15 protein-coding genes are annotated in these 14,775 nt (G+C 68.5%); 8 read left to right on the top strand and 7 right to left on the bottom strand.

The window, feature by feature from the left end:
* Positions 1 to 5: 5 nt before the first annotated feature.
* From ectB to SACCYDRAFT_RS22355, 3 genes are all read right to left on the bottom strand, one after another.
* Positions 6 to 1,259 carry a diaminobutyrate--2-oxoglutarate transaminase gene (gene ectB, locus SACCYDRAFT_RS22345; RefSeq protein ID WP_005459648.1) on the bottom strand — a complete coding sequence of 418 codons (1,254 nt, stop codon included), beginning with the start codon at positions 1,257 to 1,259 and terminating at the stop codon, positions 6 to 8.
* A 71-nt stretch (positions 1,260 to 1,330) separates the two neighbouring features.
* The gene (gene ectA, locus SACCYDRAFT_RS22350) at positions 1,331 to 1,873 is read right to left on the bottom strand and encodes a diaminobutyrate acetyltransferase (protein ID WP_005459651.1); all 543 of its coding nucleotides are present in this window, start codon (positions 1,871 to 1,873) and stop codon (positions 1,331 to 1,333) included.
* A 336-nt stretch (positions 1,874 to 2,209) separates the two neighbouring features.
* On the bottom strand, positions 2,210 to 2,758 hold the full coding sequence (locus SACCYDRAFT_RS22355) for a hypothetical protein (protein WP_005459652.1): 549 nt from the start codon (positions 2,756 to 2,758) through the stop codon (positions 2,210 to 2,212).
* A 65-nt stretch (positions 2,759 to 2,823) separates the two neighbouring features.
* On the opposite strand from SACCYDRAFT_RS22355, the gene SACCYDRAFT_RS22360 reads away from it, so the two are divergent.
* Complete coding sequence (locus tag SACCYDRAFT_RS22360; protein ID WP_005459653.1) at positions 2,824 to 3,261, top strand: MarR family winged helix-turn-helix transcriptional regulator; 438 nt, start codon at positions 2,824 to 2,826, stop codon at positions 3,259 to 3,261.
* Here SACCYDRAFT_RS22360 and SACCYDRAFT_RS22365 read toward each other — a convergent pair.
* Positions 3,248 to 4,261 (bottom strand): helix-turn-helix domain-containing protein, encoded by a 1,014-nt coding sequence (locus SACCYDRAFT_RS22365; protein ID WP_043536808.1) that lies wholly within the window; start codon positions 4,259 to 4,261, stop codon positions 3,248 to 3,250. The genes SACCYDRAFT_RS22360 and SACCYDRAFT_RS22365 overlap by 14 nt on opposite strands.
* A 51-nt stretch (positions 4,262 to 4,312) precedes the next feature.
* Between SACCYDRAFT_RS22365 and SACCYDRAFT_RS22370 the strand changes: the two genes are divergently transcribed.
* Positions 4,313 to 4,705 (top strand): cupin domain-containing protein, encoded by a 393-nt coding sequence (locus SACCYDRAFT_RS22370; RefSeq protein WP_005459655.1) that lies wholly within the window; start codon positions 4,313 to 4,315, stop codon positions 4,703 to 4,705.
* A 58-nt stretch (positions 4,706 to 4,763) separates the two neighbouring features.
* On the opposite strand, the gene SACCYDRAFT_RS22375 is transcribed toward SACCYDRAFT_RS22370, so the two are convergent.
* Together SACCYDRAFT_RS22375 and SACCYDRAFT_RS22380 are read right to left on the bottom strand one after the other, a co-directional pair.
* Positions 4,764 to 6,122, bottom strand: coding sequence for an NAD(P)-binding domain-containing protein (locus SACCYDRAFT_RS22375; RefSeq protein WP_005459657.1), 1,359 nt, complete (start codon positions 6,120 to 6,122; stop codon positions 4,764 to 4,766).
* A 549-nt stretch (positions 6,123 to 6,671) separates the two neighbouring features.
* Positions 6,672 to 7,181 carry a mycothiol transferase gene (locus SACCYDRAFT_RS22380; RefSeq protein ID WP_005459659.1) on the bottom strand — a complete coding sequence of 170 codons (510 nt, stop codon included), beginning with the start codon at positions 7,179 to 7,181 and terminating at the stop codon, positions 6,672 to 6,674.
* A 152-nt stretch (positions 7,182 to 7,333) separates the two neighbouring features.
* Here SACCYDRAFT_RS22380 and SACCYDRAFT_RS22385 point away from each other — a divergent pair, with 152 nt between their 5' ends.
* A complete protein-coding gene (locus tag SACCYDRAFT_RS22385) occupies positions 7,334 to 8,032 on the top strand; it encodes an alpha/beta fold hydrolase (RefSeq protein WP_005459660.1) in 699 nt (232 codons plus the stop codon).
* On the opposite strand, the gene SACCYDRAFT_RS22390 is transcribed toward SACCYDRAFT_RS22385, so the two are convergent.
* Positions 8,020 to 9,186, bottom strand: a complete 1,167-nt coding sequence (locus SACCYDRAFT_RS22390; protein ID WP_043537481.1) for an ROK family transcriptional regulator — start codon at positions 9,184 to 9,186, stop codon at positions 8,020 to 8,022. The two genes, SACCYDRAFT_RS22385 and SACCYDRAFT_RS22390, sit on opposite strands and share 13 nt — an antisense overlap.
* A gap of 74 nt (positions 9,187 to 9,260) precedes the next feature.
* Here SACCYDRAFT_RS22390 and SACCYDRAFT_RS22395 point away from each other — a divergent pair, with 74 nt between their 5' ends.
* From SACCYDRAFT_RS22395 to ggh, 5 genes are read left to right on the top strand one after another with little or no spacing between them, the layout of a single operon-like run.
* Positions 9,261 to 10,571, top strand: a complete 1,311-nt coding sequence (locus tag SACCYDRAFT_RS22395) for an ABC transporter substrate-binding protein (RefSeq protein WP_005459664.1) — start codon at positions 9,261 to 9,263, stop codon at positions 10,569 to 10,571.
* Entirely contained in the window at positions 10,571 to 11,416 is an 846-nt protein-coding gene (locus SACCYDRAFT_RS22400) for a carbohydrate ABC transporter permease (RefSeq protein WP_005459666.1), read from the top strand. The genes SACCYDRAFT_RS22395 and SACCYDRAFT_RS22400 overlap by 1 nt, the downstream gene beginning before the upstream one ends.
* Entirely contained in the window at positions 11,413 to 12,291 is an 879-nt protein-coding gene (locus tag SACCYDRAFT_RS22405) for a carbohydrate ABC transporter permease (RefSeq protein WP_005459667.1), read from the top strand. Before SACCYDRAFT_RS22400 ends, SACCYDRAFT_RS22405 begins: the two co-directional genes overlap by 4 nt.
* Positions 12,292 to 12,303: 12 nt before the next feature.
* Entirely contained in the window at positions 12,304 to 13,404 is a 1,101-nt protein-coding gene (locus tag SACCYDRAFT_RS22410) for an ABC transporter ATP-binding protein (RefSeq protein WP_005459673.1), read from the top strand.
* Positions 13,401 to 14,762: a glucosylglycerate hydrolase gene (gene ggh / locus SACCYDRAFT_RS22415; protein ID WP_005459675.1), complete on the top strand. Its 1,362-nt coding sequence runs from the start codon at positions 13,401 to 13,403 to the stop codon at positions 14,760 to 14,762. The genes SACCYDRAFT_RS22410 and ggh overlap by 4 nt, the downstream gene beginning before the upstream one ends.
* Positions 14,763 to 14,775 lie beyond the last annotated feature (13 nt).

The raw sequence follows: 14,775 nt of genomic DNA on the forward strand, positions 1-14,775 counted from the left end.
CGCGTTCAGCGCCCGAGCACGGCGTCGACGGAATCCTTGATGATCGACAGACCCTGCTCGATCTCCTCCTCGGTCGTGGTGAGTGCGGGCAGCAACTTCACCACCTCCCCGTCGGGGCCGGAGGTCTCCATCAGCAGACCACGGTCGAAGGCCGCCGCGCAGACCTTGCCCGCGACCTCGCCGGTGGCGAATTCCAGACCGCGAGCGAGCCCGCGGCCCTTCGCGATCAGATTGGCATCCGGGTAACGGTTCACCAACTCGGCGAACACCTCGCCGACGCGCTCGCCCTTCGCCTTGGTGGCCTTCTCCAGCTCGTCGTCACGCCAGTACGTGCGCAGCGCCTCGGCCGCCGTGACGAACGCCGGGTTGATACCCCGGAACGTGCCGTTGTGCTCACCCGGAGACCACACGTCGAGGTCCGGGCGGATGAGCGTGATGGCCAGCGGAAGACCGTACCCGCCGATGGACTTGGACAGGCAGATCATGTCCGGCTTGATGCCGGCTTCCTCGAAGCTGAAGAACGGCCCCGTACGACCGCAGCCCATCTGCACGTCGTCGAGGATCAGCAGGATGCCGTGACGCTGGCACAGTTCCGAGAGGCCCTTCAGCCACTCCAGGCGCGCGGCGTTGATGCCGCCCTCCCCCTGAACGGTCTCCACGATGACCGCTGCGGGCTCGTTCAGTCCACTGCCGGAGTCCTCCAGCAACCGCTCGAAGTAGAGGAAGTCCGGGTAGGCGCCGTCGAAGTACTTGTCGTACGGCATCGGCGTCGCGTGCACGAGCGGGATGCCCGCGCCCCCGCGCTTCAACGAGTTGCCGGTCACCGACAGCGCACCGAGCGTCATGCCGTGGAACGCGTTGGTGAAGTTGATGACCGACTCCTTGCCGGTCACCTTGCGGGCCAGCTTCAGCGCGGCCTCGACGGCGTTCGCGCCGCCCGGACCGGGGAAGATGACCTTGTACTCCATCTCGCGCGGCTTCAGGACGACGTCGTTCAGCGTCTGGAGGAAGTCCCGCTTCGCGACGGTGAACATGTCGAGCGCGTGCGTCACGCCGTCCCGCGAAATGTAATCGATCAGCGCCTTTTTCAACACGGGATTGTTGTGCCCGTAGTTGAGCGCACCGGCGCCGGCGAAGAAGTCCAGGTATGCTTTGCCGTCTTCCGAGTAGAGCCAACTGCCCTGAGCCCGGTCGAACACCACGGGCCAGCCACGGCTGTAGCTGCGCACCTCGGACTCCAGGGTTTCGAAGATGCTCACTTGCTCAGTCTCCTGCTATTGAGGAACAAATCGAATGACGCGAGAACAGTCACATTCGCGGTTATCGATCACTATGGTTGCGGAGCGCGCGCGAGTGGGCCGATGCGGAAAAGATCCTCGGGCTCGTGGGCGTCGGGGAAGTCCCCCGCCTCGAACAGCCGCGAGCGCTCCAGCGTGGCGTTCCACCTCTTGGCGAACGAGGAGAACAGCCTGATCGACGCCTCGTTGTCGGGCGTGATCGTGGTGTCCAGGTAGCGCACTCCGGCGTCCACCAGGCGGCCGAACAGCTCGTCGAGCAGCGTTCCCGCCAGGCCTCGACCCCGCTGTGAGGCATCGACGGCGACCTGCCACACCAGCGCGGACTCGGGGTCCGCCGGACGCCGGTAACCGATGACGAAACCAACAATTTCCCCGTCGACGCGTGCGACGACCGACGTGTCGGCGAAATCGACGCACCACAGCAGGTAGGCGTACGACGAGTTCAGATCCAACTTCTGCGAATCACGAGCGATTCGCCACAAGGCCGCACCGTCCCGCTTGGTCGGCGTTTCGATCACAATGCGGCCCGCCGATTGATTATCGCCGTTGGCACGCTCCGTGTGCTTTCCGGACATATTCAAAGAACGTAACAGAGTGCTTTGCAGGTCTCAGCCCGACGAGGCCCGGCACAACGTGGCTACCTGCGGCGACGCAAAAACACGTGTGATAACACCGACAGAAAGGTTCCGATCACGCTGTCGGATGTGCTATAAGCACAGCGCGGGGCCGCCGTATTCAAACGGCCCCGAACAGGTACGGTAGTGGCGCCCGGCACAGAACGCGAGCGTCCGTAAGGGTTAGCGCACTGTCGGGCGAGTTCGTTACACCGGACAGGTGAGCGGCGGGCTCGACTCTTCGCTGCCCCTTCCCCGCCACGGTCCACCCGGCTTCGCGCCCCTCTCGCCCGGCGGTCAGCGGGGCACCGCCCCGCCTCGGCTCCGGAAGAGCGACGGGTCGCGCACCTCGTCCCGGCTGAGCAGTTGCAGCATCACCCCCACCAGCCACACGAAGGTGAAGGCGATGACGGTCGGGTTCTTCACGAACAACAGGACGCCGAGGTACCCGTCGTGCACGGACTCCGGCAACGCACCGCCCACGATCCTCTCGGCCACCACGTCGAAGATCCCGAACGCGACCGCCAGGAACCCGAGCTGGAACACCAGGCTCACCGGGTGCTCGCGGACGAAGCGTCGGGCGTCCGCCCAGGACGTCGACACACCGTCGAACGCCCACCGCACGATCAGCACGAGCAACAGCACCCGCACCGCCACGACCCCGGCCTCGGAAGCCGCCTCGATGCCGTCCGGTACGGCATCACCCCAGGTGACGACGAGGAGCCGTTGGATCGACGGAAGCAGTGACAGCCCGACCACCACCCCGAGGTGTCGCCGGTAGAACCGCCAGGCCCACACGGGAACCGCGGTAGCCAGCCCGAACTCGCTCGACAGTCGACCACGCAACCGTCTCACCTCCCCATATATTTTACTTTAGTGAAGTAAAACGTATGGGGAGATAAAGTGCAACCATGAGCGAGAGGCAGGGCGCCGACCTCGGCCGGGAGTTGAGCGCGGCCGTCGTGATGTTCCACGAGGCGGTGGGCGCTCGACTGGGCCTGAGCGCGAGCGACCAGCGCGCACTGGCCCTCATCGGCCGGCACGGACCGCTGACGGCCGGGCAACTGGCCGAGCACACGGGTCTCACCCCCGGAGCGATCACCGGCATGGTGGACCGGCTCGAACGCGCAGGGCTCGCCCGCAGGGAACCGGACCCGTCCGACCGCAGGCGCGTGCTCATCACCAGCACCGGAACCGGCGGCCAGCCCGAGGTCTTCCGGGAACTCGCGGCGGCGATGAGCGACCTCACCAGCCGCTACACCGAGTCCGAACAGCAGGTGATCGCCGACTACCTCACCCGGACGATCGGCGTGCTCCGCGAACAGACGAGGAAGCTCACCGAGCTCTGACGGGCGTCGATCCCCGGCCCCGGTGGCCGAACCGCCTGCGGTACTCGGTCGGACTCACCCCGACCTGCTTGCGCAGGAGTGAACGCAGGTTCGACGCCGTACCCAGCCCGCTGGCCGCCGCCACCTGATCGAGGGACAGCTCCCCCTTCTCCAGCAGCAGGCACGCCAACCGCACGCGCTCGCCCGTCAACCACGCCAGGGGCGTCGTACCCAGCTCGGTGGCGAACCTGCGGTGCAGGGTGGCGGGACTCACCGCCGCTCGGCGGGCGAGCTCACGAACGCTCAGTGGCTGGTCGAGCCGTTCCTGCGCCCACTCCAGCACCGGGGCCAGACTCGCCTCGGCGCGGCGCGCCACCGGACGCTCGACGAACTGCCGTTGTCCCCCGTCGCGGTGACCGGCGAACACGGCACGCCTGCTCACCGTGTTGGCCACCTCCGCCCCGTGATCCTTGCGGATGATGTGCAGGCCGAGATCCATCGCCGCCGAACTCCCGGCGGAGGTGAGCACGGAACCCTCGTCGACGTAGAGCACGTCGGGGTCCAGATCGACCCGGGGGAAGAGGGAACGGAAGACCTCCGCCCACCGCCAGTGGGTCGTCGCGCGGCGACCGTCGAGCACACCCGCGGCCGCCAGGGTGAACGCGCCGGTACAGAAACTCATGAGCCGCGCACCTCTCGCCGCGGCCGCGCGAACCGCCTCCAGCACCGGCGCGGACGGCGGCGTCTGCGGGTCCGGCCGGTTCGGGACCAGGACGGTGTCGGCCTCGTCCACGGCTTCCAGCGGCGCGACGTCCGAGAGCGTGAAGAAACCCGCGTGCATTCGCACGGTCGGCGTCGCGGAACACAACCGGAGCTCGTACCACGGCGCCTGCAGGCGGCCGTCGAGTTCGGGACGGCGCAACCCGAACAGCTCCGTCGCCACCCCGAGCTCGAACGGGTTGGACCCGTCGTCCACGATGGCGACCACGCGATGCACCGACTGCGATGATCCTTGCGGCATACGCGATTTGTAACACTTACGGGCGATGCTCGCAGGCGCCATGATCGGGCCATGCAGCATGCACCCACCGATCTGACCCGGGCACTGGAGACTTTCGACCGGCTCTGGAGCCCCCGCATCGTCACCACCGTGAACGACCACGACGTACGGGTGGCCAAGGTCGAAGGCGAACACCTGTGGCATGCCCACGACGACACCGACGAGTTCTTCTGTGTGCTCGACGGTGAGTTGCACATCGCACTGCGGGACGGCGACGGGGAACGGACCGTGGTCCTGACCAGGGGATCGGTGTTCGTGGTGCCGCGAGGGGTCGAGCACAAGCCGTCGTCGGAGCACGGCGCGTCGTTGATGCTGTTCGAACGCAGCGGCACGTCGAGTGTCGGCACGCGGCACGAGGCGGTTCCCGAACACGTGGACGCCACCACCGGCCGCGCACTCACGTGAACGGCGGTCCAGCAGCTGCCCGCACCGGCACGTCCGGCGCGGGCAGCTGTGCGTTCGGCTACTCGCCGCGGGTACCCGTGGCGAGGAACGCGGCCGCGGAGTCGTCCAACGCCTCCCACCACGGGGTGTGGTGCTCGGGTGCCTCGGTACCGGTGCAGGGAGAGGTGAAGCCCGAGAAGTCACGGTAACCGGTGATGGTCTGCTTCTTGTGGTCCAGCCAGGTGCGGAAATGCTCCCGAGTCAGGTCCAGGTCGAACTTCGGGTAGTCGACGTCGGCAAGCAGATCCTGGATGTGCTCGGCCTGGAAGTCGACGGCGTCGACCGAGGAAGCCACCGTCTCCTCCCGGGCACGCCAGCCCGCGATGTCGCGGCGCATCTCCTCGGCGGAGGGCAGGGTGACCCGCCCGAGCACGTAGTCCCGGGCGTACCAGGCTTCCGCGTCGAACAGCGTGAAGGTGTAGTACTGGTCCTGCATGCCCAGGTACATCAGCTTCGGGTTGTGGACCCAGAACACGCCCTTGTAGAGGTTGTCCGGGTACAGGATGTTCTTGGTACGCAGGCGCAGACCGTCCTCGAGGAACGGGAAGTGGTGGCGGTAACCGGTGCACAGCAGGATCGCGTCGACCTGCCGGGAACTGCCATCGGCGAAGTGCGCGGTGTCGCCCTCGACGCCGGTGAGGAGCGGAACCTCCGTGATCCCCTCGGGCCAGTCGAAGCCCATCGGCGCGGTGCGGTAGGTGATGGTGACCGACTCGGCGCCGTACTTCCTGGCCTGCAGCGCGAGGTCCTCGGCCGAGTAGCTGCTGCCCACGACCAGCAGGTGCTGCCCCGCGAACTCCCGCGAGTCCCGGAAGTCGTGCGAGTGCAGGATACGGCCGGGGAACTGCTCGAACCCGGGAAAGTCCGGCACGTTCGGGCTGGAGAAGTGCCCGCTGGCCACGATGACGTAATCGAATTCCTCGGTCCGGGTCTCCCCGGTGTTCAGCGCTTCCACGGTGACTGAGAAGGTGTTCCTCCCGGCGTCGTGGGAAACCCAGCGTACCGCGGTGTCGAACTGGATGCACTGTCGAATATCGCTTTGTTTCGCCCTGCCGATGATGTAGTCGTACAGAACCTCGCGCGGCGGATATGACGGGATGGGCTTACCGAAATGCTCGTCGAACGTGTAGTCCGCGAATTCGAGACATTCCTTGGGTCCGTTCGACCACAGGTGCCGGTACATGCTGCCGTGTACCGGGTCGCCGGCGGCGTCCACTCCGGTCCGCCAGGTGTAGTTCCACAGGCCGCCCCAGTCGCTCTGCTTCTCGAAGCACACCAGTTCCGGGATTTCGGCTCCGTTTCTGCCCGCTTCCGCGAAGGCACGCAACTGAGCCAGTCCACTCGGTCCCGCTCCGATCACCGCGACGCGCGATGCCATGCAATTCCTCCGTGTCGTCGATCCGGCCGGCTCCTTCGAGACTCCACCCCTGTCCGGTCGAGGAAACTCGAAAGAACCGGATCAGTGCTCGTAGACGGTAAGCAGAGGCGCGCGCGAATCGTCCAGGTCCAAGTGGCGCATATCGCTCTTTTCCTCGCCGATTCTTAACGGGAGCTGAGAAATGCGAGGGCGGTTCGCCACCGTTTCCCGGGGGATGTTATCGTATCCGGTTCGCCTACTCTGGATTCTTTGTTCTCTGATTCAGTAATCGGGCGAGCCACGAAAACCGAACGTCGAACTCCGCGGAGGAACCGGCGTTCGACGGCCCGAGCCGGGTGGGCCCCTGCTCGACGCCTTGGCGGCGAGTACCTTCCGCTCGGCCTCTGTGCACCTTCGACGAGTCGGCCGAGTGGGCCGCCCTGGGCGACGTGCCATCCCTGGAGGTCCGAGAACGCCTCCGGCGGCTTGCGTTCTCACCGATGACCGGCAGGCGCTTCCCGCCCTACGCCGTCCCGTCCGTCAGGACGACACTGTGGAAAGCAGCGGCGGTCAGCGCCGGAGCACGAGCCCTCGCACGAAAGCGGCCTGCCCCGCGTGCTGCAGGTCGTCGGCGATCACACTGACCAACCGCACACCCAGGGTGACCGGAGGGGTCCACGTCTCGTCCACCACCGTGTCGAGGTCCTCGGCGGTGATCCCGTCGAGGTAGGCCACCGTGTGAGCGTGAACGGCGTCGTAGTAGCCCGTCAGCAGCTTCGCGGAATGCACCCGCACCTCGGCGACGTCCTCGCTCGTGTGACCGAAGCCCGTGTCGTCCTGCGCCAACGACAGCCCGAACCGGTCGTGCCAGCCCTCGGCCGTCCACGTCTGCTCGCGCTCGGCCACTTCGGACACGTGGTCGTCCTGGACGCGAGTGAGATGCCACAGCAGCCACGCGATCGAGTTGGCCTGCGAGTCGACGCGGTGGTTCAGCTCAGCGGCTCCGAGGCCGCGCACGGCGTCGTGCACGACCTCCCTGACGCGCCCGAACCCGTCAATGAGTACGTCCACGCTGTCCATGTCGAGAATTCTCGTGCATCGAGCTGCCCCGCGCGAACGACGACAGCGTGTCCGCAGCCCCCGCACGAGTGTCCGCAGCCTGCGGCGCGGACACGCGTGCACCAAGTGCGGACACGATGTTCAGAACGGGAAGCTTTCTCTAGAGTCGGGTCATGGCGCCCTGCTCACGACCGGCTTTCGTCCTGCTGCCAGGCGCGGGTTCCACACCGTGGTACTGGCACCGCGTCGAGCGCAGACTGCGCGCCCTCGACTACGGCGTCGTCGCTGTCCACCTTCCGTGCGAGGACGACACGGCCGGTCTTGCCGAGTACGCCGACACGGTGGTCACCACCGTGGGCGAGGAACGCGACGTCGTGGTGGTCGCCCACTCGTTCGGGGCCTTCACCGCACCGCTCGTGTGCGGTCGGCTGCCGGTGCGGGCGCTCGTGCTGGTGGCGCCCATGATCCCGGTTGCCGGGGAGTCGGGATCGGAGTGGTGGGGCCGTACGGGACAGCCGGAGGCGCAGCGCGACTCCGCGCTCCGCGACGGGCGTGATCCCGACGCCGAGCCCGGCCTGAGGGAGCTGTTCCTGCACGACCTTCCCGACGACCTCGCGAACGCGGCACTGCGACACGGCGAGTGCGAGCAGTCCTCGACTCCGTTCGAACAACCCTGGCCCGCGCCCGCATGGCCCGACGTGCCGACGCGTGTGGTGGCGTTCCGGCACGACCGCCTGTTCCCGCCGACGTTCCAGCACCGGATCGCGGGCGAACGCCTGGCCGTCACACCCGACGAGGTGGACGGCGGCCACATGGCCATGCTCGGCAACCCGGTGGAGCTGACGCACCTCCTGGTGTCCTACAACCCCTGACGCCGGCGGCAGAGGGCGTCCACCGTCGCGGGTGACAGCATCTCGTCGGCGACGAGGCCGGAGAGTCCCACGAACGCGCCCCGGTCGCCGAGCTGGGAGGCGGCGATGTCGAGTTTGCGCAGCGCGCTGGCGTGCGCGTTGGCCTCCACCGTCGCGCGCAACGCCTCCACGAACGGCGGCAGCACCCCCACGGCACCGCCGAGGCGGACGTAGCGGGGGTTCACGATCGTCACCACGGTGGCGAGCACCGTCCCGACCAGGCGTCCCGCCGCCGACACCGCCTCGACCGCCTCGCGCCTGCCGTCGGAGACCCACCGCACGACGTCTTCGACCGAACGCGCGCCACTCGTCCGCAGCGACCGCACGAGAGCCTGCCCACTCGCCTCCGCCGCGACACAGCCGCGGCGACCGCACGAGCACCGCCGGTCGCTGCCCTCGATGCGCATGTGCCCGATCTCTCCCGCCGAGCCGGTCTCACCCCGGTGGGGCCGCCCCGCGATGACGACGCCCGCCCCGATGCCGGTACCCACCTTCACGCCGACGACCGTCGCCTCGGGACGGCCCATCGCGTAGTAGTCGGCCAGTGCGAGCGCGTTGGCGTCGTTCTCCAGCAGCACCGGCACGCCGAACGCGTCGGCGAACGGGTCACGCAGCCGCACCGAGCCCCACTCCCGCATGGTCGGCGGCGCGGTGGTGACGCCCGTCTCGTGGTCGATCTGCCCCGGCACCGACAGCCCGACCGCACAAAGACTTTCCGCCCGGCCCGAATCTGAGAGCAACGACCGTGCCTCGCCGACGAGTCTCGGCAGTGTCTCGTCAGGACTGTGCCGAGTGGACAATCGAAGGTCCTGTCGCGCGAAGACGGTTCCCCTCAGGTCGACCACGGCGAGCGTCGCGTGACTCTGCCCGATGTCGGCCACGAGAGCGGTGCGCCCGGTGTCGTTGACGGCCAGCAGTTCCGCCCTTCGGCCGCCGCTCGACTCCCGGTGCCCCGCCTGGCGCACGAGATCGGTTCGCCGTAGCGCGTCGAGGCGCTCCACCATCGTGACGCGCGACACCCCGACCCGCTCCTGCAGCTCCTGCCGGGTGAGCGGCCCCTCCGCGCGGAGCACGGCGAGCACGTGCCCGGGAGAGGCGGGGTTGGTGTCGAGCATGTTGACAAGAATGGCGTAGTCCACTTATGTTCACCAGCCAGACAAAAGTCGGACAGCGGTAGCCGGGGGTCTCGATGCGGAGAGTCGGTCTCACCCGCCGTTCACTCCTGCGCGCCGCCGGACTCGGCGCGGTGGCGCTGACGGCGGGATGCACCGGGTTCGCCACCACGGGCAACAGCGGCATGGTGTTCCTGTCGACGCAGTTCCGCCCCGTCGACGAGGCCGAGCGGTTCCGACGCCTGCTCGCGGGCGTCGCCCCCGGCGAGGTCAGTTACGTCACCATCGAGGAAGGCCCGTTCGCGAGCCAGATCCGCAGCCAGGTCGACACGGGCCGCACGCAGACGGGTCTGGTCGCCGGACTGCACGGCGACCTCGCGCCGCTGGCGGGCGACTACCTCACCGACGTCACCGGGCTGCTGCGGCGGCTGGGCGATCGGGGCTGGCCCCCCGAGTACCTCCAGCTCGCGCGCACGGGCACCGACCGCAGCTGGTACGTGCCCTGGGCGACGGCCAGCTACGTGCTCGCCGCGCACGTCGACGCGCTCGAACACCTCCCGCCGGGGGTGGACGCCACGTCGCTCACCTACGAGGCGTTTTTGGACTGGGCCATCGCGGCGCGCAGGGCCAACGGCAACCGTCCCATGCTCGGGCTGCCCGCGGGCCCGGAGGGACTGCTGCACCGGTTCACGCAGGGCTACCTGCTGCCGTCCTTCACGGGTGGTCAGGTCACCACGTTCCGCTCGGCGGAGGCGGTCACGGCGTGGGAGTACCTGCGTGAACTGTGGGCCAACTGCAACAGCGCCAGCACCACGTACGACTTCATGCAGGAGCCGCTGGAGACCGGTGAGGTGCGCATGGCGTGGGACCACGTCGTGCGGCTCGTCGAAGCTCCGGAGCGCGATCCGGACAACTGGCGCATGCTTCCGAGCCCCCGAGGCCCGCACGGGCTCGGCTACATGGCCGTCGTCGCCGGCCTCGCGATCCCGAAGGGCAGCACCGACCTCGACCTCGCGGAGCGGACCATCGACGTGCTCTGCCGCCCGGACACCCAGGTGGAACTACTGCGTTCCAATGGCTTCTTCCCCGCGGTGGACGCCGCGGTTCCCGAAGAACTGCCGCCCGCGATCAAGCTGGAGGCCGACGCGGTACGACGTCAGCAGGAGGCCGAGGACAGCCTGTTGTCCCTGCCGCCGGTCGGTCTCGGCGCGCGGGAGGGCGAGGTGACGAAGGTCTTCCAGGACACCTTCCGTTCGATCGTGCTGGACGACGCGCCGATCCGGTCCACTCTGGACCAGCAGGCGGGCGTCCTCCAGGGGATTCTCGACGAGCTGCGGATACCGTGCTGGGCTCCCGACCCGCCCGCCGACCGGTGCGAGGTGGCGTGATGACCAGGTTGGGACGTTCGCCCTGGATTCTGCTGCTGCCGTCCGTGGTGCTGATGCTGGCGCTCTTCGGGTGGCCGCTGGCCCAGGCCGTGGTCACGGCGTTCAGCGGCGACGGCGGGTTCACGCTCGCCCACTGGCAGCGGCTGATCGAGGATCCGTACTTCCTCCGGGCACTGCGGAACACGCTGCTACTGATCGTGATCGTCGTGCCGGTCCAACTGCTGCTGTCGGTGGGCATGGCGTTGCTCATGCAGGCCCGCCCCCGGTTCGCCGGAGTGCACTTCTACCTGTGGTGCGTGCCGCTCGCGATCTCCGAGCTGGCGGCGGGCCTGGTATGGCTGTCGATCTTCGACAACCGCGGGTACCTCAACTCGCTGCTGGTCTCGTTGGGGCTGTCCGACCACGGCGTGCAGTGGCTGAGCTACGACAACCCGACGACGATGCTGTTCACCGTGGTGATCGCCGAGGTGTGGCGGGCGACCGCGTTGATGTTCGTCATCGTCGTCGCGGGAGTGCAGATGATCCCCCGTGACTACGACGAGGCGGCCCAGGTGTTCGGCGCGTCGTTCTGGCAGCGGCTGCGGCACGTCACGCTGCCGCTGCTCGCGCCGAGCCTGCAGGTGGCGTTGATCCTGCGCACCATCCTGGCGCTACAGGCGTTCGCGGTGGCGCAGGCCCTCACGGGCCGTGACTTCCCGCTGCTTGTGGGCGAGACGTACGAGTGGTACGTGAACCTGCAGAATCCGGCCGTCGCCAGCGCGGTGGCGCTCGTGGTGCTCGTGATCTCCCTCGGCACGGCGGTGCTCTACCTGCGGACGGTGCGGGGTTCGGAGGGTGCCCGATGACCACGCAGGTGACCGACGGCGAACAGGCGACCCGCGCCCTGCCTCCGGTCGACCGGGCTCCGCTGCGCAGGCGACGCCGACACGCGATCGCCGTACAGGCGGCCTGCACGGCGGTGACGCTGTTCATGGCCCTGCCGATCGTACTCATCGGGCTGGCGGCCGTGTCCTCACGCGACGCTCTGGCCGAGTTTCCGAAGTCGCTCCTACCGAGCGAGTTCTCCACCGAGACGCTGCAGGCGTTCGTGCAGGCCACGGGCACGGTTCCCGCGTTCGGCAACTCGCTGCTCGTCGGCCTCTACACGGTGTTCTGGTCGCTCGTCGTGGGAGCGCCCGCCGGGTACGCGCTCGCCCGCCACGTCTTCCGGGGCAAGGACGCCTACCGGGTGTTCATGCTGCTCGTACGGGCCCTGCCGATCGTGGTGCTGTCCGTGCCGCTGGCCACGATGTTCCTCCGGCTCGACGTCTACGACACGGTGTTCGCCACGACGCTGGTGCACACGACGCTCGCCCTGCCCACCACCGTGCTGATCACGGCGAGCATCTTCGTCTCGGTACCGAGGGACGTGGAGGAGGCCGCACAGGTCTTCGGCTGCAGCCGGTGGCAGGCCGCGCGCAGGGTGGTGGTTCCGCTCGCGCTCCCCGGTGTCGCGGCGTCGTCGATCTTCACGTTCGTCCTTTCCTGGAACGAGATCCTCGGCGCCACCGTGGTCACCCTGGGTCATCGCACGCTGCCCGCGCAGGTGCTGACCTCGCTCTCCGAGGCGTCCGTCGCCTACCGATTCGCCGGCGGGTTCGCGTTGATCGTGCCCGCGTTGCTGTTCATCTTCCTGATGCGCCGCTACCTGCTGAACATGTGGGGCACCACGCTCCGATGAGGGGGTTTCGCCATGGCCGAGGTCATCCTGAAAGACCTCGTCAAGACCTATCCCGGCAACGACTCCCGAGCCACCGACGAGGTGTCGCTCACCGTCGCGGACGGCGAGTTCATGGTGCTGCTCGGTCCGTCGGGCTGCGGTAAGACGACGTTGCTGCGCATGGTCGCGGGTCTGGAACTGCCGGACTCCGGACAGATCGTCATCGGCGACCGCGACGTCACCTACGCGGAGCCCCGGCGACGCAACCTGTCGATGGTGTTCCAGTCCTATGCCGTGTTCCCGAACAAGTCGGTGGCCGACAACATCGGTTTCGGGCTCCGGGTGCGGGGGGTGCCCGCCGACGAGGTCCGCCGCAAGGTCGCGTGGGCCGCGGACCTGCTGCAACTCACGCCCTACCTCGACCGCTATCCCGCGAAGCTCTCCGGCGGGCAGCGGCAGCGTGTCGCGGTGGCGAGGGCCATCGTCATGGACGCCGACGTGCTGCTGATGGACGAACCACTGTCCAATCTGGATGCCCTGCTGCGGTTGTCGTTCCGGGCGGAGCTGAAGAAGCTCGTCGGTGAACTCGGCACCACCACGCTGTACGTGACACACGACCAGGTGGAGGCACTGTCGCTGGGCGACCGCGTCGCGGTGATGCGCGAGGGTTCCGTCGTGCAGTGTGACGCGCCGACGGCGGTGTACGACGACCCGGCCGACACCTTCGTCGGTGGGTTCCTCGGCAGCCCGCCCATGAACTTCCTGACCGGCATGGTGGAACGGGACGCCGGTGGTGGACTCGCGGTCGACCTCGGTGGTCAGTCGTTGCCACTGCCGCCCTCGTTGGCCTCCTACGCGGGCAGAGCACTCACGCTCGGCATCCGCCCCGAGACGATCGCCGTCGACGGGCTCGGCACCGCCGACGGTGAGGCCGCCGTGCGCGGCATCCTCCAGGTGCTGGAGCCACTCGGTTCGGCGGTACTGCTGACCACCGAGGTCTGCGGGCAGACGGTGAAGGTGCAGGCCCCGGCCTCGTTCCGCGCCGAGGTCGGCACGGAGCTGAGGCTGCGCCTTCCCGCGAGCCAGTGCCGCTGGTACGACCCCGAGACCGGACTGCTGTTGGAGGCACGGTGACCACGACCGCTGAAACCGGTCCCACGGGACTGTCGGACACCACCCTGGCCGCCCGCGCGGCAGCCGTGCTGCGCGACAACGACACCGGCGCCCTCGTCACCGCCTCCCCCAAGCTGTACCCGCACATGTGGAGCTGGGACGCCGCGTTCATCGCCATCGGCCTGGCCTACCTCGACGTCGGCAGAGCCCTGACCGAACTCGACACGCTGCTGTCGGCGCAGTGGTCCGACGGAATGCTGCCCCACATCGTCTTCACCGACGCGGACGGCTACTTCCCCGGTCCGGACCGCTGGGGTACCGATGCCGCACCGCAGCGTCCGTCACGGGTGCGCACCTCGGGGATCTGTCAGCCGCCGGTGCACGCGATCGCGCTCCGCAGGATCGTCTCCATCGCCCGTCGGACGTCGAGGGCCGAAGCCGAACTCGCCGAGAGCTTCACCGCGCGTGCCTGGTCGGCGCTGTACCGGTGGCACGGCTGGATCGCGCGGCACCGGGTCGCGGAACCGTGCGGGCTGGTCACCATCGTGCACGGCTGGGAGTCCGGAATGGACAACTCACCGCGTTGGGACGCCCCCTACGCGCGGGTCCGTCCGGGGCCGGACCTTCCCCCGTACGTGCGCCTGGACACCCTGGGCGTGGACGACCCAGGGGAACGTCCCGGCGACGACGAGTACGACCGCTATCTCTGGCTCATCGAACAGCTGCGCCGTGTTCGCTACGAGCCCACGCGGGTGCTCGCGGCCTCGGACTTCCGTGTGGGGGACGTGTTCAGCACCGCGTTGTTCGCGATCGCGTGCGACGATCTCGCCGGACTCGCCGAGGAGCTCGCACTGCCGGTGTCCGCCGAGGTGGCCGAACTGCGCTCCTGGGCGCAGCGCTCCCGGCAGGCCGTGGCCGACGCCGCCGACCCGGTCACCGGACTGGCCTTCGACCGTGATCTGCGCTCCGGTGAGGTTCTCCGAACCACCACCGTGGCCGCCTTCGCGCCGCTGCTGTGCTCGGCGTTGCCGGAGTCGCTGGAGGCACGGTTGCTCGCCGACCTCGTCGGGCCGGGCTGGGCCGGACATCCGGGTCTCGTCGCCGCCGTGCCGCCCTCGGTGTCACCCGACGAAGCCGGATTCGACCCCCGCCGGTACTGGCGTGGCCCACAGTGGCCGGTGGTGGTGTGGTTGTTCAGCTTCGCGCTCCAGCGCAACGGCCACACCTCGCTCGCACGACGCTGGCGGGCCGAGGGGCTGCGGCTGGTGTCCGACGGGGCGTTCGGGGAGTACTACGAGCCCTTCACCGGTGAACCGCTGGGCAGCACACAGCAGTCGTGGACGGCTGCCGTGACACTGGACTGGCTCTGCGGTTGGTGACCGGAGGCGTCCG

The organism is Saccharomonospora cyanea NA-134, from assembly GCF_000244975.1.
GTDB lineage: Bacteria > Actinomycetota > Actinomycetes > Mycobacteriales > Pseudonocardiaceae > Saccharomonospora > Saccharomonospora cyanea.

Bases quoted from the DNA above. Each gene is read 5' to 3' on its own strand.
- ectA (WP_005459651.1), bottom strand. From the start codon at position 1,873: ATGTCCGGAAAGCACACGGAGCGTGCCAACGGCGATAATCAATCGGCG.
- SACCYDRAFT_RS22360 (WP_005459653.1), top strand. From the start codon at position 2,824: ATGAGCGAGAGGCAGGGCGCCGACCTCGGCCGGGAGTTGAGCGCGGCC.
- SACCYDRAFT_RS22365 (WP_043536808.1), bottom strand. From the start codon at position 4,261: ATGCCGCAAGGATCATCGCAGTCGGTGCATCGCGTGGTCGCCATCGTG.
- SACCYDRAFT_RS22370 (WP_005459655.1), top strand. From the start codon at position 4,313: ATGCAGCATGCACCCACCGATCTGACCCGGGCACTGGAGACTTTCGAC.
- SACCYDRAFT_RS22375 (WP_005459657.1), bottom strand. From the start codon at position 6,122: ATGGCATCGCGCGTCGCGGTGATCGGAGCGGGACCGAGTGGACTGGCT.
- SACCYDRAFT_RS22380 (WP_005459659.1), bottom strand. From the start codon at position 7,181: ATGGACAGCGTGGACGTACTCATTGACGGGTTCGGGCGCGTCAGGGAG.
- SACCYDRAFT_RS22385 (WP_005459660.1), top strand. From the start codon at position 7,334: ATGGCGCCCTGCTCACGACCGGCTTTCGTCCTGCTGCCAGGCGCGGGT.
- SACCYDRAFT_RS22390 (WP_043537481.1), bottom strand. From the start codon at position 9,186: ATGCTCGACACCAACCCCGCCTCTCCCGGGCACGTGCTCGCCGTGCTC.
- SACCYDRAFT_RS22395 (WP_005459664.1), top strand. From the start codon at position 9,261: ATGCGGAGAGTCGGTCTCACCCGCCGTTCACTCCTGCGCGCCGCCGGA.
- SACCYDRAFT_RS22400 (WP_005459666.1), top strand. From the start codon at position 10,571: ATGACCAGGTTGGGACGTTCGCCCTGGATTCTGCTGCTGCCGTCCGTG.
- SACCYDRAFT_RS22405 (WP_005459667.1), top strand. From the start codon at position 11,413: ATGACCACGCAGGTGACCGACGGCGAACAGGCGACCCGCGCCCTGCCT.
- SACCYDRAFT_RS22410 (WP_005459673.1), top strand. From the start codon at position 12,304: ATGGCCGAGGTCATCCTGAAAGACCTCGTCAAGACCTATCCCGGCAAC.